General features: G+C 62.0%; 15 protein-coding genes, 2 tRNA genes and 5 pseudogenes. 10 read left to right on the top strand and 12 right to left on the bottom strand.

What is annotated here, in order from left to right; translation table 11 throughout:
• The first annotated feature begins 264 nt into the window (after positions 1–264).
• Positions 265–337, top strand: a tRNA-Pro gene (locus C463_RS11240).
• Positions 338–607: 270 nt separating this feature from the next.
• On the opposite strand, the pseudogene C463_RS18665 reads toward C463_RS11240, so the two are convergent.
• Positions 608–737: pseudogene (locus tag C463_RS18665) on the bottom strand (IS1595 family transposase); the annotation flags it as partial.
• On the opposite strand from C463_RS18665, the pseudogene C463_RS20175 reads away from it, so the two are divergent.
• Both C463_RS20175 and C463_RS11235 read left to right on the top strand, forming a co-directional pair.
• Positions 735–852, top strand: a pseudogene (locus C463_RS20175) (IS1595 family transposase); the annotation flags it as partial. The pseudogenes C463_RS18665 and C463_RS20175 sit on opposite strands and share 3 nt — an antisense overlap.
• A gap of 246 nt (positions 853–1,098) precedes the next feature.
• A complete protein-coding gene (locus tag C463_RS11235; protein WP_008443842.1) occupies positions 1,099–1,980 on the top strand; it encodes a CPBP family intramembrane glutamic endopeptidase in 882 nt (293 codons plus the stop codon).
• 92 nt (positions 1,981–2,072) lie between these two features.
• On the opposite strand, the gene C463_RS11230 is transcribed toward C463_RS11235, so the two are convergent.
• Positions 2,073–2,900 carry an IS5 family transposase gene (locus tag C463_RS11230; RefSeq protein ID WP_008443841.1) on the bottom strand — a complete coding sequence of 276 codons (828 nt, stop codon included), beginning with the start codon at positions 2,898–2,900 and terminating at the stop codon, positions 2,073–2,075.
• A gap of 271 nt (positions 2,901–3,171) precedes the next feature.
• Between C463_RS11230 and C463_RS11225 the strand changes: the two genes are divergently transcribed.
• Both C463_RS11225 and C463_RS11220 read left to right on the top strand, forming a co-directional pair.
• On the top strand, positions 3,172–3,948 hold the full coding sequence (locus C463_RS11225; RefSeq protein WP_008443840.1) for a DUF429 domain-containing protein: 777 nt from the start codon (positions 3,172–3,174) through the stop codon (positions 3,946–3,948).
• A 76-nt stretch (positions 3,949–4,024) separates the two neighbouring features.
• Positions 4,025–4,726 carry a TVP38/TMEM64 family protein gene (locus tag C463_RS11220; protein WP_008443839.1) on the top strand — a complete coding sequence of 234 codons (702 nt, stop codon included), beginning with the start codon at positions 4,025–4,027 and terminating at the stop codon, positions 4,724–4,726.
• A gap of 43 nt (positions 4,727–4,769) precedes the next feature.
• Here the strand turns inward: C463_RS11220 and C463_RS11215 are convergent, their stop codons facing one another.
• Positions 4,770–5,195, bottom strand: coding sequence for a GtrA family protein (locus tag C463_RS11215; protein ID WP_008443838.1), 426 nt, complete (start codon positions 5,193–5,195; stop codon positions 4,770–4,772).
• Positions 5,192–6,757, bottom strand: coding sequence for a sulfatase (locus tag C463_RS11210; protein ID WP_008443837.1), 1,566 nt, complete (start codon positions 6,755–6,757; stop codon positions 5,192–5,194). The genes C463_RS11215 and C463_RS11210 overlap by 4 nt, the downstream gene beginning before the upstream one ends.
• Before the next feature lie 153 nt (positions 6,758–6,910).
• On the opposite strand from C463_RS11210, the gene C463_RS11205 reads away from it, so the two are divergent.
• The gene (locus C463_RS11205; protein ID WP_008443835.1) at positions 6,911–7,867 is read left to right on the top strand and encodes an alpha/beta fold hydrolase; all 957 of its coding nucleotides are present in this window, start codon (positions 6,911–6,913) and stop codon (positions 7,865–7,867) included.
• 118 nt (positions 7,868–7,985) lie between these two features.
• Positions 7,986–8,258: a DUF7553 family protein gene (locus C463_RS11200; RefSeq protein ID WP_008443833.1), complete on the top strand. Its 273-nt coding sequence runs from the start codon at positions 7,986–7,988 to the stop codon at positions 8,256–8,258.
• A gap of 16 nt (positions 8,259–8,274) precedes the next feature.
• Here C463_RS11200 and C463_RS11195 read toward each other — a convergent pair.
• Positions 8,275–8,802: pseudogene (locus tag C463_RS11195) on the bottom strand (hypothetical protein).
• A gap of 83 nt (positions 8,803–8,885) precedes the next feature.
• Here C463_RS11195 and C463_RS11190 point away from each other — a divergent pair.
• Positions 8,886–8,960 (top strand) — tRNA-Val (locus tag C463_RS11190).
• A gap of 377 nt (positions 8,961–9,337) precedes the next feature.
• On the opposite strand, the gene C463_RS11185 is transcribed toward C463_RS11190, so the two are convergent.
• From C463_RS11185 to C463_RS11170, 6 genes and pseudogenes are all read right to left on the bottom strand, one after another.
• A complete protein-coding gene (locus C463_RS11185) occupies positions 9,338–10,705 on the bottom strand; it encodes a restriction endonuclease (protein ID WP_008443829.1) in 1,368 nt (455 codons plus the stop codon).
• Positions 10,706–10,951: 246 nt separating this feature from the next.
• Entirely contained in the window at positions 10,952–13,228 is a 2,277-nt protein-coding gene (locus C463_RS11180; protein WP_008443826.1) for a hypothetical protein, read from the bottom strand.
• A gap of 173 nt (positions 13,229–13,401) precedes the next feature.
• Entirely contained in the window at positions 13,402–13,491 is a 90-nt protein-coding gene (locus C463_RS19950; RefSeq protein WP_274595635.1) for a hypothetical protein, read from the bottom strand.
• A gap of 165 nt (positions 13,492–13,656) precedes the next feature.
• Positions 13,657–13,716, bottom strand: a pseudogene (locus tag C463_RS19945) (hypothetical protein); the annotation flags it as partial.
• A gap of 21 nt (positions 13,717–13,737) precedes the next feature.
• The gene (locus C463_RS19730) at positions 13,738–14,031 is read right to left on the bottom strand and encodes a hypothetical protein (RefSeq protein WP_239638893.1); all 294 of its coding nucleotides are present in this window, start codon (positions 14,029–14,031) and stop codon (positions 13,738–13,740) included.
• A gap of 128 nt (positions 14,032–14,159) precedes the next feature.
• Positions 14,160–15,863 (bottom strand): tyrosine-type recombinase/integrase, encoded by a 1,704-nt coding sequence (locus C463_RS11170; RefSeq protein ID WP_008443824.1) that lies wholly within the window; start codon positions 15,861–15,863, stop codon positions 14,160–14,162.
• A 556-nt stretch (positions 15,864–16,419) separates the two neighbouring features.
• On the opposite strand from C463_RS11170, the gene C463_RS11165 reads away from it, so the two are divergent.
• Positions 16,420–16,887: a hypothetical protein gene (locus tag C463_RS11165; protein WP_049905848.1), complete on the top strand. Its 468-nt coding sequence runs from the start codon at positions 16,420–16,422 to the stop codon at positions 16,885–16,887.
• 80 nt (positions 16,888–16,967) lie between these two features.
• On the opposite strand, the gene C463_RS11160 is transcribed toward C463_RS11165, so the two are convergent.
• Positions 16,968–17,429 carry a hypothetical protein gene (locus C463_RS11160; RefSeq protein ID WP_049905847.1) on the bottom strand — a complete coding sequence of 154 codons (462 nt, stop codon included), beginning with the start codon at positions 17,427–17,429 and terminating at the stop codon, positions 16,968–16,970.
• 209 nt (positions 17,430–17,638) lie between these two features.
• Here C463_RS11160 and C463_RS11155 point away from each other — a divergent pair.
• Positions 17,639–18,430 (top strand): annotated as a pseudogene (locus C463_RS11155) (RNA-guided endonuclease InsQ/TnpB family protein); the annotation flags it as partial.
• Positions 18,431–18,549: the final 119 nt, after the last annotated feature.

The raw sequence follows: 18,549 nt of genomic DNA, 5'->3' as shown, positions 1-18,549 counted from the left end.
GATGCGGTTGCGGTGCTGTGCGGGGCGGGACTCAAAGGGGCAGTCGCGAGGACGAAGACGCGCGACACAAGGACCGCAGGGAGCGAGTGAAACGAGCGACTGAGGACCGCAGCGAGCGCATCGAGTCCTCGCGACTGGGGCTTTGGAGCCACCGTTCTTGCCGTCGATTCCGGAGAGTTCTCACCGACACCCAGTCGGTCCGAAACTCTCTGATCGACCCCCTTTCGGAAGGATTAAAGGAACGAGCGGCCTTCTGTCGAGTGCGGGCCGGTGGGGTAGCTTGGTATCCTTCGGCCTTCGGGTGGCCGTAACCACGATTCAAATTCGTGCCGGCCCACTTTTCCCGCATTTTGTTCGGAGCCGACGAAACCGCAACACAGCGTCGGCTCCGACATCACAGCCCCGCTCCGCCGTGGTTGATTCGAACCGCGTTCCAACTGTGAGTCCCCGTCTTCATGTGGTTCGCTCTGGAGTCGAACGGCCATCGCGTGCGAATTACATTAAACCCTCGCACAATCTGAACGATTCTGGTTCAGCGACGACACCGGGAACCTCTCGAGATCAACGACGGTTACTACGAACGCTCTTATGTAGCACATTGTTGATTTCAGAGAGTCACTCTGACAGCGTGTTTGAGCGCTTCTCGTCCGGGTTTGCGGTAGAGTTCTCGTCTAGGTTGGAACGTTCGGGGATTGTGTGAGGCGATCTTTTGAGATGCCTCGGTGCGGCGAGAGCCACACCAAGGCGTCTCCAAAGACAGACAGACCGTATTCCCGAGCGTTTCAGCTCCGACGTGAGTTCCGCAAACCAGGTGAAGAAGCCCTCAAAGCTATACGCGAAACTGTGCTGTGACTCACCAACAATCTACAACGTAACGCGGGTAGGCTCAACGGCACGCGGTAACTCTGTGTCGTTAACTGTGATGACGCCAATGTTAAATCTCTACACTTGCGCGCGTCGGGGCAGTGATACTAGGGTTGGCGCGGCGACCCACCTGTCGTCTTGGAAAACACCCGCAAACGGTTCGCGTAGCCGTATTACTGTCCCTGAAATGCTGGTTACATATATAAATAGTATCTGTTTGTGTTTTCGCGCACGATGTCGAACCAGACCAATCACATCACGTTCAACCGTGGGTCGGGTTGGATCGGGCTCTTTGTCGTGGCACTCGTTCTGTATCTCGTTGGGACGAGACTCCTCGGAGACGTACTGCGCGTCGGCCCCGTCCTCCCCGGGAGCGAAATCACCGTGGTCGAAGGGGCCGTCCAGTTCGTCCCCCTCGTCCTCGCTCTGTGGTTCCTCCGAGCCGAGGGCGTTTCACTGGCCGGGATCGGTCTTTCGCGGGATCGGATTGTCCCGGCGCTGGTCGCTGTCACCGGATTTTACGTGCTGTTGAACGCAGTCGGCATCGGTCTGGTGCTTCCGACAGCCGGCGCCAGCGCCATCGGTTACCAGTGGACTGTCTCTCCTGTGATGGCGCTCGCCGCGTTCGTCAATGGTCTCATTTTCGCCGCGCTCATTGAGGAGGTGGCGTTCCGAGGGTACCTACAGTCGAAGGTGATCGCAGTGCTACCGAGTACCATTCGGTTCAGGGGTGCGATCGGCGCCATCACCGCGAGCGTCCTGTTCACACTAGCCCATGTGCCCCGCATCCTGACTAGCGGTATCCCTGGGTCACAGGCCCTCGCCACTTACGGGGCCCTCCTCCTGTTCTCGGGACTCGCCTTCGGTCTACTATATGAGTACACACAGAATCTATACGTGCCGATCTTGATTCACGCCGCTGGCAACATGCCAGGTACGATAGGCATTGTGTTCTTCGACTCGTCTACGCTACAGGGAGGTACGCTCGCGGCGTACACCCTCCTGTATCTGGCATTGGTCGCGTCTCTCGTCGTCGTGTACCGTCGGGTGGCGATTGGGTCACTTAAGCTACAGTCCTGGTCCGGGGGCTCTGGTGAATCGCCAGAAGGCGTTTGATTTCACGGTTTCACGGCTCGTTTGATGTTGTAGACCGCACACATCAGAACGATCTCACGNGGCTCTGGTGAATCGCCAGAAGGCGTTTGATTTCACGGTTTCACGGCTCGTTTGATGTTGTAGACCGCACACATCAGAACGATCTCACGAAATTCGCGGTACCACGCTCGGGCACGCACCGCGTGGCCGAGCGTTCGCTTGATCGTCGAGAAGACGGTTTCAGACAGTGCTCTTTGGCCGTACAGAGACCCATCGATGCGCGCGTTATGCGCGCAGTCGATGGGTCGGAACTCACGGTGCTTGATCAGCGGTCTTACGTCTTCTTTGCGCAATTTCTCGCGTAATCGCTGCCAATCGTAGCCTTTGTCGGCGGCGAGGCTGGCAATCTCGCCCGCGTTGCGGAGGGCGAGTTGCCAGCCGATCTGCGTGTCGTGACGTTTCTCGGTCGTACAGTGAACGTCGAGCACAGCTTGTGTTTTCGTATCGACGAGCGCGGTCGTTTTCAGCGTTTGAACGCGGTAATTCGTCCGGCGGCAGTAGTGCTTGCTGGCGGTTTCGCGGTCGAAGAACGTTGCGTCCATCGCAGCGTGATCGGCGGTGTCGTGCAGCTGCGCCGACAGCCGCAGCAGCACTCGCCAGATCTTCATCTCGAACCTATCAAACGCCTTTACTAGCGTCGAGTGATGTGGGAGATCGCCCGGATCAAGGCCGATCTCGGCCACTATTTGTGGCATCTCACTCAGCAGATCAAGCGCCTCGCGGTAGGATTTCTCTAGGTAAATCCGGAGACAGTGGAGCGAAACGACGGCGTAATCGGCGAAGCCCCCACCCCCTTCGGGGGCGGCGGCTTCGCCTCGACCACCAACAGCATTTTTAGCCAACGACACCGCTTTGCTCGTGAAGCGGGAGATCTTCGACATAGATCATCGCCGATTTCCCGCTTCACTTCCTTTGATTTGACGACCTATCCCGCTGCCTTACAGCGATTCACCAGAGCCNCACCAATTCGGTGTCAGCAAAGCGCGTCGTGGAAGCAGGAAGCCCCACCCTCAAGCGCGAGCCGTCAGGCGAGCGGTAGGGTGGGGTAGTTCACGGTTCGCAGTCGCGTATCTCGTCCGGGCGGCGGTCGGCCGATTCTTCGCTCTGACGCACCGACCCGATTGAAGAGGCCACGCCGACAACCGATCAGCGATGCCAACCGACACCGTCGCGGGCGTCGACTGGGCGGGCGGCGCGTGGCTCGCGGTCGTGTTCGATGGGGCCAGCGAACCGGAGCCCCGCCTCGAACGCGACCTCGAAGCGCTGTGGAACGACGGCGTCGACCGGATGCTGGTCGACGTCCCGATCGGCCTCCCGGACGACGCGGAGACGCTCGCAGAGCGCGAGGCGGTCGACTCGGCCGCGCGGTCGGCCGCTAAACGCCCGAGCAGCGTCTTCCCCGTCCCGTCGCGGGGGGCGTGCGAGGCCGCGATGAACGGCGCGGACTACGAGGCGGTGAGCGAGCGGAACCAGGCCGACCTCGGCAAGGGGCTCAGCCGGCAATCGTACCACATCGCGCCGGCGGTCGGCGAGGTCGACGCGTTCCTCCGCGGGGACGAGACGGCGCGCGAGAACGTTCTGGAGGCGCATCCGGAGGTGTGCTTCCGCGGACTCAACGGCCGCCCGCTCGACCACTCGAAGACGACGGCGCCGGGCGTCGGCGAGCGTCTGGACGCGCTCGACGGGCACCTCGACGATCCCGGTGCCGCGCTCGGGCGGATCTGTCGCGGGCTCACCGACGCGCCGGCCGAGGTCTCCGACGCCGCGGAGCCGACCGTCGACGACGCCGTCGACGCGCTCGGCCTAGCGGTCGTCGCGCGCCGCCCGGTCGACGACCTCCGGTTCCTGCCGGGAGACGACCGCGAGCGGCGAGACGCGGAAGGCGTCCCGATGCGGATGGCGTACTGGAGCCCGGAGCCGCTGCCGTGATCCGCTCGGAGTGCGCAGTCGATCTGATCCCGCCGTTGGTAAGCTTCAAGTCCCTCTGTCGCCCGCTACGACACGAATGAAACTATTCTCCTCGCGGGCGGATCGCCGGCGGGGGATCGCGGCCGCGGTCGGCGTCGCGCTCCTCGCGGTCGGACTCTACGTCCTCGTGAGCCGCTACGCGGGCTTCATCACCGACGCGCAGGCCCTCCGTCTGTGGCTCGACCAGTTCGGGATCTTCGCCCCCATCGTGTTCATCGGCATCCAAGCCCTCCAAGTCATCGTCGCCCCGATTCCGGGACAGGTCGTCGCCCTCGTCGCGGGCTACCTCTTCGGCTCGTTCTGGGGCACGGTGTACAGCCTCACCGGGGTACTCATCGGCAGCGCGGTCGCCTTCTCGCTGTCGAAGCGGTACGGTCGGTCCTTCGTGGAGAACGTCATCCACGAGGACGTGATAGAGCGATTCGACGGGTTCGTCGACACCGTCGGAATCCCCGGGCTGTTCGCGTTCGTCATCATCCCCGGGCTTCCCGACGACGCCATCTGCTTCCTGAGCGGGCTCACCAAGTGGTCGCTCCCCACCTTCATCGGCGTCATCGCCGTCGGCCGCCTCCCGGCGTACGTGCTGACGGTGTACGCGGGCGGGGAGCTCGCGAGCGGGCGGTTCCTCTCCGCGATGGCGCTCGTCGCGGTCGTCGTGGTCGCGTCCGCGGTCGGCTACTACAAGCAGGAGGCGGTCCGCGACCTCGTCGAGCGCGTCGAGCCGCGGTTCCCGTTCTGAGGGAGTCGAGACGGGCGCGACGGCGGCTCCCGGCGCCTCCGCGTCACCCCCACGTCCACTGCCAGTCGAGGACGAACCGATACAGTCCGCTGATGAGGATCGCGGGCACGTTCGCGACGACCGCGATCAGCCCGCCCCACTCGACGAAGGCGTAGAGGACGCCGATCTGGATCGGCCACGCGGTCCCGCGAACCAGGTTCGTCTTGAGCAGTCCGCCGAAGTACTCGGACAGGCCGGTGTTCTGACTCGCGCGAAACGTCCACGCGTTGTTGAGTACGTACGAGAGGATGATCGTGATCTCGATGGCGATCGTCGCGGCGAGGAGGTAGTTCAGTCCGGCAACGTTCTCTAACAGCCACAACAGGCCGATCTGTATCCCCGCGGTGAACGCGCCGACGACGACGAAGCGCCGCATCTGAATCGCGATCGGCCCGCTCGCGAGGTCGCGGAGGACCGATCGAATATTCATTTATACCCGAGCGCTTCGAGGCGGGCTTCGAGGTCTTCGTTGACCTCGTCGTCCCCGTCCTCGCCGCGCTCGGCGGCGGCCGGCTCCGCCGCGGCGCCGCGCTCGCGGAGCAGCTCCGCGTGTGCGTCGACGACCGGCGCGAACCGGTCGATGACCGCCCGCGCCTCGTCGTCGGGGTCGACCGCGAGGTTCTCCTGCTGAGTCAGGTCCGAGGGGCGGTGGTACAGCTCCCGGTCGCCGGCGTCGACGTTCTCGATGTACGTCCAGTCGTCGTCGCGCGCGCTGATGAACAGGTCGCCGTCGGACAGCGACCGGGGGATCGGCTGCTGGGTCACGTCCTCGCCGCGAACGGTCACCGAAACGACTGGGTCCGTCTCCGACTCCTCGCCGTCTGCTTCGGCCCCCTCGCCGTCGCCACCGTCATCGTCGTCTCCGGAGCCCGTCTCCTCGCCACGGAGCGCCGGCACGAGCGACTCGCCGTGCCACTCGGGCGAGGGGTCGACGCCGAGCAGGTCGGCGACCGTCGGCGGGATGGCGTCGAGCCCGACGTGGCCGTCGACGCGCCCGCCGTCGAGTCCGGGCACGTCGGCCACGAGCGGGACGTGGATCAGCTCGTCGTACAGCTTCGGGTAGTGGGCGAGGTGGCCGTGTTCTTGGAACTCCTCGCCGTGGTCGCCGGCGACGAGTACCGCGGTGTCGTCGGCGACGCCGGCGGCGTCCAAGGAGTCGAGCAGCCGCCCGATACTGGCGTCGACCTGCCGCACCGTCGCCTGGTACAGCGTCCGGAGCTCGCGGAGGGTCCGCTCGCCGACTTCGAGGCCGAGGCTCGTCCGAGCGTGCGCGTGGAGCATCTGATGGGTGCCGACGATGCCGTCCGACACCTCGCGGATGTACCGCGGCGCGGGGACGTACGGGGTGTGGGTGTCCATGTAGTGGACCCAGAGGAAGAACGGCTCGTCGGTGTCGCCGACGAAGTCGGTCGCCGCGTCCTCCACGTCGAACATGCGCGAGGCGTCGAGGAACGGGCGGTCGTCGCTCTCACCGGTGAGCTTCGACCCGAGCCGGCGGAGCGGCGACGACGCGAGCTGGATCCACGCCTCGACGGTCGGGTGCGCGGCGAGGTATCGGCTGTAGCGGCTGGAGCCGACGCTCGTGACGAACGGCTCGAACTCGTCGAACCCGTCGGGGTACCCCCAGTGGTTGGTGAGGAACCCGTTCGCCGCGTTGAATCCGCCGGTCGAGATTCCGGCGTCCGAGAGCACCTCGGCGAGCGTCTCCGACTCGTCGACGCCGATGTCGCCCGTCCGGGCGAACACCGGCTCCGAGGCGAGGATCGAGGGAAACGAGAACGGCGTCCAGTTGCCGGTCGCGAACGCGCGGTCGAAGACGGTCCCGCCGTGGGCGAGCCCGTCGATGACGGGCGAGCGGCGTTCGGGATCGTACGGGGAGACGGCGTCCGCGCGCAGCGAGTCCACCGTGACAAGAACGACGTTGGAGACCGCCGCGGCGTCGCTCGACGCCTCCGCGTCCGCGGCCGAATGTGTCGACGAATCGGATGTCATGTGGTACCGTGCGAATCCGCGGCGAACACCCCTGTCACGGGCGAATTCCGGGATCCGCGCATATACCTTGAACGGCGGTTGCCAGCGGCTTGAGGATTTCGATCCCCGGGATCCCCGGGTACCTATTTGGCGGTGCCGACGCATGTGAGCAGTATGGAGGACGCGCCCACCGGCCGGCCGGTCGACGAGGCGGCGCTGCCGGAACAGGTCCCCGACGACGAGATCCCCGAGTCGGTTCCGGGCCGATCCCGCGCGGTCGAGACGAACGGCGTGCCGCTCCACGTCGTCGAGGCCGGCCCCGAGGACGGGAAGCTCTTGGTACTGCTCCACGGGTTCCCGGAGTTCTGGTACGGCTGGAACGAGGCGATCGCGCCGCTCGCGAACGCGGGCTACCGCGTCGTCGTCCCCGACCAGCGCGGCTACAACTGCTCCGCGAAGCCGCCGGCGGTGCGCGACTACCGGATCGACGAACTCGCTCGTGACGTCGTCGGGCTTATCGAGGCCTACGACCGCGAGACGGCCGCCGTCGCTGGCCACGACTGGGGCGCCGCGGTGGCGTGGTGGCTCGCGCTCGCCCACGAGGATCGGGTCTCGGAGCTGGTCGCGGTCAACGTCCCGCACCCGAGCGTCTTCGAGCGGGCGCTGCGCACCTCGTGGGACCAGCGGCTCAAGAGCTGGTATATGCTCGCGTTCCAACTCCCCAAACTGCCCGAGGCGGTCGCGAGCGCCGGCAACTGGCGGCTCGCGACGAACGCGTTGCGCGACACGAGCGCGCCCGGCACGTTCTCCGACGAGGACCTCCGACGATACCGCCGGGCGTGGAACCGCGACGGCGCGTTCGAGGCGATGGTGAACTGGTACCGCTCGATCGTCCGCGACCGCCCCGACCCCCCCAAGACGGAGGTCTCCGTCCCGACGCTCGTGATCTGGGGCGGCAGAGACCGATTCCTCGCGCGGCGGCTGGCCAACGAGAGCGTCGACCGCTGTGCCGACGGACGCCTGCTCGCGATCGACGAGGCGACCCACTGGGTCGTCCACGAATATCCGCACCGGGTCGCCGAGGCGATCGCGGACCATGCCGACCCGCTGCCGCCGGGCGCGCGGGAGTGAGATCTGCGGATCGCACTGAATCCGCGAGTCCCGCTCTGCCCCGGATGCTCACCGCATTGGATATTGTCCTCGCTACGCCGCCACAAAGATTATATCTGCCCTTGACTATAGGACAGATATGAGCAAACACTTCGAAGACGCGCGGTACTACCTCGGTCGAGCGGCGGAACACGCGAAGGCGGGCGTCGTCGAAGAGCTGGAGCCGGTCGAGGCCCGCGTGAAGGAGCTCGTCGGACGCGAGGACGAGGAGCCGGAGCCCTCGCGGCTGGACAAGCTACAGGCGGACCTGAAGGAAATAGAGGAGCGCGCCGAGGGCGAGGCCCGCGAGGCGGTCGCGTCCGCCCGGAAGCGCGTCGCCGAATACCGCGGCAAAGACGCCGCCGCGGAGTAATCACACCGCGAACTCCTTATCGTATCGGCGGTCCCGGTGCGGCGGCCGCGTCGCCGCCGATCCGCTTTGCGGCGGGTAGCACTGCCTACTCGACCCCCGCTTCCCCGAACAGCGACCGTGCCCGTTCGATGCCCTGCTGTGCGTCGACATCCATCGCGCGGTAGTGTCGGATCGGGTGGCGGATCCACGACGGCTCCCAGTGCGTGTACACGTCCGTCGTCGAGCGGTCTGCGCCGGCGTACAGCGAGAGATGGAGCTGGTAGTCGCTCGCGAGCGCGCCCTCGGGGTACCGGGACCAGCTCGCGACGGTCGTCTCCGGGGGTGTCTCGTAATCGCGATACTTGAGCGAGGAGACGAGGTTCCGGACGAATCCGAGCCGGTGGAGCTGCGCCTCGACGGCCGGGTACGGCTCGTGGAGCGTGAACGCGTACTGTTCGCGGGGCGTCTCGCGCTCGGCGTAGAGGCCGACGAGCGACAGCGGCGCATGGAGGAGGCTCGCGACGCTCTGGCGGAGGCGTTCGAGGAAGCGGAGTTCGTGAGTCACGAGGGGTGATCCGGACAACTTCGGAATGAAGCTTCGGCGGAAAGTAACTCTTAAGTCCGGAGGTCGGATACCTCGACACGAGTGGGTTGGTGGTCTAGCTAGGTTATGACGGCTCCTTCACACGGAGCAGGCCGGCGGTTCGAATCCGCCCCAACCCATACGTAGTACGCACGGACTGTAATCGTGCGATTTCTTCTGCTTCAGACCGTCTAGTGCCCGAATCATGATTTCAGGCCGTATTTTCGGGGGGTCGGAAAGTTCCTAACTCAATCGGCTTCCGTAGGCTGGTCGCCTCCGTCTGGGGATCCTGTTATATGATTCGGGTCGAGTGACAAGAATCTGGTGGCGTCGCGGACCTCCGCGCGCGGGTCAGTGTGTTCGTTCTGAAGCGAAGTAGCTGCTTAGCGCCGGAGTGCCTCGAAAAGGAAGCGGCTACAAGCTATCGAAGGAACGGTCCGAACAAGCTCATTTGAACACCGTGTCGGCAGTAGCCGACGAAAGAGCGGCTGTGAAGTCTTCCTATTGGGAGAGTCCGTCAGAGGAGGCCACCGATGCTGATGAGCACTCCGAGCAAGACGAGGACAGCGACAATGGCCGCCCCGGCGGCGAGCGGCGTGTTCTCCGTCGCTTTCTCGTAGAACGGCATCGCTTCGTACTCCTCACGGAACGCATCCCGGTTCTCCTCGTCGTAGAAGTACTTGGTTTTGAACGCGAACCGCTCGGTCACCGCACATCCGGTACAGACGGGAGTCCCTTCCAAACGCTCCGTCTTGATATGCGAGTCGCAGTTGATGCTTCCGCAGTTCGCGCAGTGCGTGTAGTCGTTGTTGGTGCCGGCCGTGTCGCAGTGAACACACCGATGGATCCCGTCCTCGGTCGTGACACGCGACGGCCCCGCCGCGAAGTACTCGTACGGATACGTGTACTCCAACAGGTCAGTCGTCTGCCGGACCTGCGGAACGTACACCGGTTCGATCGACTGTACCGAGACGTCGGAGCGCTTCAGTTCGCACGTCTTCGTGTACGTGACGTTGTTGTCCCCCGTGTAGGACACCGTCGTCGTGTGGCGTTCCCTGACCCGGTCTACGGCCCAGTCTTTGTACTCGGTCTGCGTCTGCCCGAACCGCCGCTCTTCGATCGTGTCGTACAGCGTCTCGAACTGCTCCGCGTCGAGGTCGACGGTCGCGTGGCGGTTCTCCAACACGAGATTCGAAACGTCACGGGACGCGGTCTCCGGGTGGCCGCGTTCGGCGTGGACGACGAACTTGGACCGCTCGTTGACCCGGTGAACCACGCCGACCGACGTTTCGAACACCGCGTTCGTGTCCGCCGTCACGGCGACGACCGGTCGGAACGTGACCTGCGAATGCGGTGGGGGAAGATCCGCCGATTCGATGTTGTTGATGTCGTGGAACGCTTCCTCGACGGGTGCCGTTATCGATGTCGCCGGGTCGTACGGCCGAAGCGTTTCGTCGCACAGGATTTCGATCCGACCGTTGTACAGGTCTAGCCCGATTTCGTCGGCGATCTCGCGCAGATCTTCGCCGTCGATCAGCTCGATCGGGTACGGGTCGTCGTTCCGTCGCAGCCGCTCTGCGTACTCGGTAGCCGGGCCGGTGAACCGGCCGGTCGTCGCCACCATCCCGCGTTTCGGCCCGTCGAACTCGAACGTCGCAACTGCCGAGTGGAGCTTCTGTACGACCGGCCGCCCGACGGTTCCTGTGTGCTTACACTCGACGACGACGCCTCGCCGAGTCCCGTCGACGACCTCCTCCATCAGGACGTCGCGCCCCTCGTCGGCCGTCCGTTCTGCTTGCCGGACGTTCTCGTACCCGAGGTTCCGGAAGACGTCTTCCATCACGTCCTCGAACTCGAAGCCGGAGAGATCGTCCAAGACGGGCATCGAACGTGCCCCAATTGTGTCAGTCGCACGGTAAAGGCTCTGTTAAAATTCTCTACGTAACCCCCTAACGCGAATGGGGACTCTCCTTTCGGAAATTACGATTTCCGAAATCGTGATTTCCTAAACCTCGTTCGATTTGTCAATTAACTAGGCCCAACAGTGCCGGGTAGAGGTGCGTGCGAGTGTATCGTACCGGGTTGGAAGTATCCTGACAGATACTACCCGAAATCCCCGTCGCTACGGTAGCTATGACCTGCCGAGCAGCCGCGAGAGGAATCCGCCCGACTCGTCGGCGTTGCTATCGTCAGTTTCGGTTTCTGCCGAGTGGTCTGACCGCGGCTCGGTCGCTTCGGGATCCCCGAGGAGCTCCTCAACGGGGTACCCGATCCACTCTGCGAATTCCTCCGGTGCGCCGATGTACACGCTCGTGGAGGACTTCTCCGACATGAACCGCTTCGGGAGGCGCTTCTCGTAGTCGTACACCTCGTACTCTTCGCGGTCGAAATCGGCCGTGATCGCGTCGGGCTCCGATTCGAACGTGACGCGGCCGCCCTGAATGTCGCGCTGCCATTTGAGCCGTCCCGTGTCGTACGTCTTCTCAGCCGGTTCATCGGCAGGGAAGTAGTCGGGCTGCTTTCTCCCAGACTCTTCGTAGAACTCTCGAACGATACGGCGGACGTCTTCGATCGTGCCGTTTCCGTCCGTCCAAGGCTTGTCCGTGAGCATCCGCCGCGCGACGTAACTGAAGATCGGGTTCTGCCGTTCGAGCACCTCCGCGAGGTCGTCTTGCGCCGCGCGGAACCCCGGGTCCTCCGGGTTCGACGGGAACGACACGTCCATGCTGAGGATCTTCATTCTGTTCCGGAACTCCGATTTCGGCAGCGCGTCGTTCGTCGTGAAAATCAGGCACGGCTGATCGACGCTCGTCGGCGTCCAATCACCCCAGTAGTTCCGGATCGGACTCCACCGCTGTATCTTCTCTTTCTCCGCGTCGATGATGGCGTACGGGAAACTCGTGTTCCACTCCCGGATCCCGCGGATCTCTTTGACACCGACGTCGTCGGCGTCCACCCCGGAAATAACGGTGTTGTCGGAGACCAGTCTGAGGATGTACTCGGTGAGTTTGTCCTTCCCGGCGTCGCTTTTCCCCTCGATGTACAGGTGCTGGAGAACGTTATCGAGCGTGCGCGACGGCGATGACAACGCTTCGGCGTACTGGTTGGCAAACGGGGCCCAGAACCCGTAGAGGAACGCCTCGTACATCTGCGCCATCACCGCCGTCTCGGACCGCGTGTGGCCGTGGTTCTCGACCGTTTCGATGTAGTCCTCGATCGTTTCGAGGCAGTGATCCAACACCGCCGGCGTCGGCTCCCCCGTAGCGACGAGGATCATCTCGTCCTGCTCGCCGATCACGACCTGTTCGGCGTCCGGTAACACCGTCATCGTCGGGATCGCCGTCGATTCCTTCACCTGCGAGTTGTACGCGCTGAGCGGCGCGGTGATACTGTGATCCTCGACCGTCGCGCCGCGGTCGCGGAGGCTCGCCCCGAACTCGTCCGCCGTGTCCTTATCGACCTTACTCGTCCCCATCCGGATCCGCTCGTCCGGCGTCCTGACCCGAGGGCGATCGAGCGCGGCTGTCAGTCCGGTCTCGTGCTCCGACTCGACGAGCCCCACGTCCGGTTCCGTCTCCTCGCCGGCGGCGTCGTCTGAGTCGTCGCTGCCGTCCTCTTCTGGTTCGACGACGGTCCGATCGGCGGCGTCCGGTTCCTCGACGAACGCGACCGTTTCCTCAGCCTCGTCTGGGTCATCGACGACCGCCGTGACGTGGTCCGCGACCGCTTTCAGATCCTCAACCGCATCCTGATTCAGCGCCGCGGTGTCGCTCACGTCGAGGTCACCGGCTCCGACCCAGTACTCGATCCGGTTTTCACGCTCTTCGGGAGACTCCGCGTCTTCGAGCGCTTCGACCAAGCCTTCGAGCAGCGTCTGACTGCTGTACCCGTCTCGATACTGATCGATGAATCGCTCGAACGCCTCGTCCAATTCCGTGCCGAGTTCGGTCGTCATCACCGAGATCTGGTTCGTGTGGTACTCCCACGAGTTCCGCGACAGGTTCGCCGACCCTTGGACGAGTTTCACCGTGTCGTCCGGCATCACGATCCGGTAGATCTTCGAGTGGACCGTCTTCCGATTCTTCAACCGAACGACGAGCCGGTCGTCCTGCCGGAGCTGTACCAACGACCGAGCCGTCGCCACCTCGTTCACCTGATCGGCGTAATCGTCGGCGTTCCCGATCAGCACGTCGAGCGACCCGATACCGTACTCGGTCAACATCTGTACCATCAGCTCCGGCGTCTCCGCGTACGTCACCGCATCTACGTGGTCTGCACCCTCGAACAATTCCAAGAAATCGTCCCTGCTTTTCACCATCGCCAACCGGTACTTCGCCGCCCCCGACCCGTAGAACTCCGGCATGTCCGCGAACCGATCGAACGAGATGTCCGCCGTCAATTCGTCCATGGAGAATACAGCGCGATGACACGAATAAAAGCGAGCCACGGAGTGGTAGTGGCGCTCAACGCTCCCGAAGTCGTCCCCCCGTCCAGACTGGTCGTCGTCACATACAACGATACGTTCGCTCACGGCGGCGAACCTCCGCCGCTCTGTCAGCCGGATGTCGTGGATTCAGCGACTCAGATCTCGGCCTGACAGCGCTCCTCGATCGGGCATGATTCGCACTTCGGAGACTGAGCGGTACAGACGACGGCGGCGAAGTCGAGCATCGCGTGTTGGAAGTCACTGCTCCGGTCCGACGGCGAGAGCGTGTCCGCGATTGACTTAATCGCTTTCGCGTCGGAGTCCACACCCAAGAACCGAGACACCAACCGCCGGACATTCACGTCCACGGCGGCAACCCCGGCCTCGCTCACGTGTATCAATACGGACCGCGCGGTGTACTCACCAACGCCGTGTAACTCCATGAGGTCCGCGTAGTCGCGGGGAACGTCGCCGGCGTAACTGTCGAGAAGTCATAACGCAGCCTGCTCAATGAACTCAGCGCGTGTGACGAGCCCGAGGCGGCCGATTCGTCGTTCGATATCCTCACTTGGAGCAGCGACCACGGCCTCCGCCGTAGGGTACCGCGCGACGAACGATCGGTACTTACCCACCACCGCCGTCGCAGAAGTGCGCTGTAACAGTGTTTCAGCGACGAGCACCTGAAACGGTGTCTGGTCCGGTTCCTGCCACGGCAATCCGTGACGACCGTTCTGCGTCCACCACGTGAGCAACGGCTCGACGAACGCACGTTGAGGATCGAACACGGAATCCTCTGGTCGGCCTCTGACCGATATACGTTCGTAACTGTACCGTTTTGGTACTCATCTGAACGCGGTGTCTGCGACCGGCACAATTACGTCACACACTCACCGGGGCGACCGTGTGCGGCTTGTCAACTCCTCGACTCAGGCAGTACGGAAAGCTCGGGTCCCGGTAGGCCGTTCGATTCGATACCGTCCAAGTCGGGGAGATCACGCGCGATGAGAGCGAATCCGAGAACGATGCCGATAGTCGCGCCAGGCGTCGCCGCGACATCCCCCCCGATCGGATCGATCAGGAACGCGCCGGTCAGACCCCACGCCACGCCTGCGAGCGCGGACCACGCAAGCAGCCCCACACCCAACACTCCGGCGCGAGTCGGTGACAGGGGGTAGCCTTCCAACGTGTCAGACGCGCAGGCCGCCGAGTGCTCGACACGAAGCCGAGTACGTACCAGCGCACTCACCGGATCAAGTGCTGCCGGTGACTCGGAATCCGGAGTGGATTCATCGGTTTCAGCGTCAGTATCTGTGAATTCCGCCTGGACAGTCCCCTCGAAGTCATCGATAGCCTTCTGTACGATCTCATCGCGCTCGCTTTCACGTGCGGTTGCGACCGCGTCGGATCCGTGTACCGCCTCTTCACCGAACACCGCGGAAAAGTACGCCTCGGCGAACCGGCGGAAATGATCTCGCTCGGGCCTGTTTGTCAAGTAGTGCATATCAATGATCTCCGCTGAGGCGACGCCTTGATCTTCGGCTGCGCGTTCCACGTGGGAAATCCACTCTATCCGCGCATTCATGTAGTGATTGTACCAGAACGACCGGAAGTCCTTCGGAGTCGGTACTTCACCATCGGGGAACGTGACACCGGCTTCCGTCACCAGATCCTCAACGACATTGTTCACCCAGCCCGCCGACCGCGAACCGTCCTTTGACTTCTTACTCGGGAAGAGCCATTCCCCGTCCCACCACTCCTTGGTTTCAAGTTCCGCGATCCACGCCTTGAGCGCCTCCACACCTGCCATGATTGGCACCGTCGCAGCGCCGGTCTTCCGATCGTCGTCGAACACGATGTACGGGTCATCGCGGTCCAACCGCAGCTGATCCACCGTTATATTGGTCGGTTCCGTACGCCGATTCCCGGCTGCGCCGAGGATGGTGAACAGCGCTTGATATTCGAGGTTTCCCCGGGCCTGTAGCCAGCAACTCCGAACTTGTGACGGCTCAAGACTGTGTTCAGGCGAGCGACGACCGAACGTGTACCCCATCATCTCTCTCAGATCACTGACTTTGTGCCCCTCGATCTCATCGATTAACGCGAGGTACTCTACCCATCGCTCCAACGTGCGTGTGTAATTGGACTGGCCGCCTTGCGACCCTAAGCGGTTTGCGAGACCGGAGAACAACAGCATCAACGACCGTGGGCGATCCCCAGCGCCTGCTTGTACGACTTGGAGTAGATTCGTTGAACCGAGCTGCTCGTACGCGACCTCGGCCAATGTGCGGATGTGAGTCCGCGCATCATTCACGCGGTCGTCATCCCACTGGTTGAAGAACTCCTCCTCAGCTTCGAGCCACTCTTCCAACAGTCGGCGTGCCTCCGGGTCTCTCACACCCAGTGGCTTCTGCTTCGGGGGTTCGAACCCGCAGATCTCCTCTAGCACTTCTGAAACGGTCATGTCGTTCCGCCGTGCGAACCCTTCGATACCGCTGTACCCGTGGGTACGAAGCCAGTCACGCGTGGGCCGAACGTCCGGTTCCAGCCCTTCAGCCCGACGTTCCTCTCTCACTTTGGCCGGGAACTTCGTCCGGAGTCTGTCTTTTGTCCACTTCATACGCCGGATTACATTCGACCCGACCATACTCTTTGTGGGTTGTATAGGTATATTAGGAAATATTCGAAAGAATTCTCAACATCTTCTGTAGAATTCAAAAATTAAATCAGGTCAAACCAACTGTATTGAATTCAAATATGAGTTACATATCTGCGATCTCATCACTGTCCTCAACCGGTTCAGTTGTGTGGTTCTCGTTGTGAATCCTTCTGTTGACGAAGCCTCCGCTGTCTGGCAATCAGGTCCGATGCCGGGCGGAACCGTTTCTCTACCAGGTACACTAATCGCCCGACAGCAAAGGGATAGAGCCGACAAAAGACGCGCGTCTTTCGTCCGTAGTACAACGATTCGTTCACAACCAGCCTGAGTCAATCGACACTGTGAAAGAATAATAAAATAATTTATACATTTTCAGGTAGTAACATGAGATTATGAACTCAGTAAACGCAGACCTCCAAACTCAGGCTCATTTCTTCGAATCGGTTTCGCAGTCACTATAACGGTACACACACACCACGCCGCATCAACTTAATTGCCACAATATCATGGAGAACGTATGAACTTGTGGCTCGTACCCGTTGATGAACCGTCGTTTCAGCAGACGCTCGCCGAACCCATCGATCTGTCGGCCTGGGACAGCCGGCCCGCCTCGTTCCCTGAACACGCCCGTGTTTGGGGAGTCCGAACGGACCCGGAACAGGGGTCCTGGGAGCGCAACCGTCGGAATCTCGAACTGATGGAACGCGACGATCCGCTCGTAATCTACCGGAACTCGAAGAGCCGGTATACTGCGACCGGGCGCGTCGGTCCGATGGCCCACACGGAGTACGTCCGCGACCAGTATTGGGACGGTGGTCCGGCACTCGACATCTACGCCATCGAAAACTATGATGACTCAATCGACGTGGATCCAGAAACAATCAACCGGGTGCTCGGCTACAAAGACTCGTTCCGGCCACAGGGATTCTGGCGAGTCAGCGACGACCGCCCAATTGAACGCGTCGCTCGGAAATTCAACATCTGAATTGCTGAAGAATCAAGTGTGCTCTCAGCGTCAAGACTTCCTGCTACGGTGTGATGAACGGGTAATCGTGGACTGAGTCATCACTCGTCTTCTGGGTACGTTATACCGCGTTGTGCGACGATATCTTCGTGGGCGTTCAGCCACTGGCGTGCTCGATAGAGAGAGTCGAAGTACGCATCGGCCTCAGTCGTATCGAAGGAGTCTGATTCGTCGGCCCCCCATCGGTCATCCTGCCGAACGTACGACGCGCAGACCTCAGTAATGACTTCATCTGCCCGGCGATGAAGCGCCTCATCTAGCGTTTCACCGTAGCCCGCGACGGAGTTCCGCATCGAGTCGTCACACCCGGCATCCGAGTCACGAGCGCCCACGAACTGCCGCGATTGTTCAGACAAGACCAGAAGGACACGGAACTGCTCATCGCTATTCAGCTCCTCCGCGATCCCCTCGCGCAACGATTCATAGTGGAACCAGTTCTGCTTCATCTCCACTATCTGGTCGAACCGATCCTGATCCTGATTCGGCGAATTGTAACTAATCATTGAGTCACCCCAGAAGCAACTGCGCACTCACGTGAAGCGGTGCGTCGAGTGGTTTCTTTCCTCACACGAGCGGTGCCTCACTGGTAGTAATAAACGTACGCAAAGTGCCGACGCCCGTTCCACGTACTATTCGAGTCCCGATTGTACTGCTCTGTTGAGTCCGCAGAAAGTGTCGGGAGCGGATCACTCTGTCCTCGCTCAGGAACGTTATCGAGAACATTCATCAGGTGCGTGCCGTCTGGAACGGCGATGAATGGGAACTACACATCGTCTGTAAGAAAGAGATACCCGTCGAAGAATCGCCCGGCGACAAGACGGCGGGCATCGATCTTGGTATCAGCAACTATCTCGCCATTGACTACGAGGACGGCCCTTCTGAGTTGTATCCAGGGAACGTGCTGAAAGAGGACAAGCACTACTTCACCCGCGAGGAGTACCAGACCGAGGGCGAGAACGGACCGTCGAAACGTTCGCGGAACGCTCGTCGCAAACTCTCCCGGCGCAAAGATCACTTTCTTCACACCCTCAGCAAACACATCGTTGAGCAGTGTGCCGAAGAAGGTGTAGAGAAGATCGCAGTTGGCGACCTCAGCGACATCCGCGAAGACGAAGACAGTGGCTCGCGGAACTGGGGTTCGTCGGGGAACAAGAAACTCCACGGCTGGGAGTTCGACCGATTCACGAACCTACTCGAATACAAGGCCGAAGAACATGGCATCCTTGTTGATCGGGTGGACGAGGAGAACACCTCGAGGACGTGTTCGTGCTGCGGGCAGATTCGTGATTCAAATCGTGTGGAGCGTGGTTTGTACGTCTGTGCGTCGTGCGGTGTGACGATGAACGCGGACGTGAACGGTGCGGTGAATATTCGGAGAAAGATAACTCAGAGTCCCCCGACTGGGGATATGAGTAATGGCTGGTTGGCACAGCCCGGAGTCTTCCTGTTCGACCGCGAGAGCGGACGGTTCACACCGAGAGAACGGGGAGTCTGTAAACCTTAATATCCCAACGCTCGGGATTCCTCCGGCTTTAGTACCTAGCGTAACTTTTGAAGATAGTCACCGAGGTGATCATCGATCCAAGAGGCTGCGAAACTAATCTGAGCTGTAAGCTTCTCAAA

Source organism: Halorubrum californiense DSM 19288, assembly GCF_000336875.1.
Lineage (GTDB): Archaea > Halobacteriota > Halobacteria > Halobacteriales > Haloferacaceae > Halorubrum > Halorubrum californiense.
This window is presented reverse-complemented; position numbering and strand designations above follow the sequence as displayed.

Coding starts and splice junctions, on each gene's coding strand:
- C463_RS11235 (WP_008443842.1), top strand. CDS start 1,099: ATGTCGAACCAGACCAATCACATCACGTTCAACCGTGGGTCGGGTTGG.
- C463_RS19950 (WP_274595635.1), bottom strand. CDS start 13,491: ATGCTCGACTTCGCCGCCGTCGTCTGTACCGCTCAGTCTCCGAAGTGC.
- C463_RS11160 (WP_049905847.1), bottom strand. CDS start 17,429: ATGATTAGTTACAATTCGCCGAATCAGGATCAGGATCGGTTCGACCAG.
- C463_RS11225 (WP_008443840.1), top strand. CDS start 3,172: ATGCCAACCGACACCGTCGCGGGCGTCGACTGGGCGGGCGGCGCGTGG.
- C463_RS11180 (WP_008443826.1), bottom strand. CDS start 13,228: ATGGACGAATTGACGGCGGACATCTCGTTCGATCGGTTCGCGGACATG.
- C463_RS11205 (WP_008443835.1), top strand. CDS start 6,911: ATGGAGGACGCGCCCACCGGCCGGCCGGTCGACGAGGCGGCGCTGCCG.
- C463_RS11210 (WP_008443837.1), bottom strand. CDS start 6,757: ATGACATCCGATTCGTCGACACATTCGGCCGCGGACGCGGAGGCGTCG.
- C463_RS11200 (WP_008443833.1), top strand. CDS start 7,986: ATGAGCAAACACTTCGAAGACGCGCGGTACTACCTCGGTCGAGCGGCG.
- C463_RS11170 (WP_008443824.1), bottom strand. CDS start 15,863: ATGAAGTGGACAAAAGACAGACTCCGGACGAAGTTCCCGGCCAAAGTG.
- C463_RS11165 (WP_049905848.1), top strand. CDS start 16,420: ATGAACTTGTGGCTCGTACCCGTTGATGAACCGTCGTTTCAGCAGACG.
- C463_RS11220 (WP_008443839.1), top strand. CDS start 4,025: ATGAAACTATTCTCCTCGCGGGCGGATCGCCGGCGGGGGATCGCGGCC.
- C463_RS11185 (WP_008443829.1), bottom strand. CDS start 10,705: ATGCCCGTCTTGGACGATCTCTCCGGCTTCGAGTTCGAGGACGTGATG.
- C463_RS11230 (WP_008443841.1), bottom strand. CDS start 2,900: ATGTCGAAGATCTCCCGCTTCACGAGCAAAGCGGTGTCGTTGGCTAAA.
- C463_RS11215 (WP_008443838.1), bottom strand. CDS start 5,195: ATGAATATTCGATCGGTCCTCCGCGACCTCGCGAGCGGGCCGATCGCG.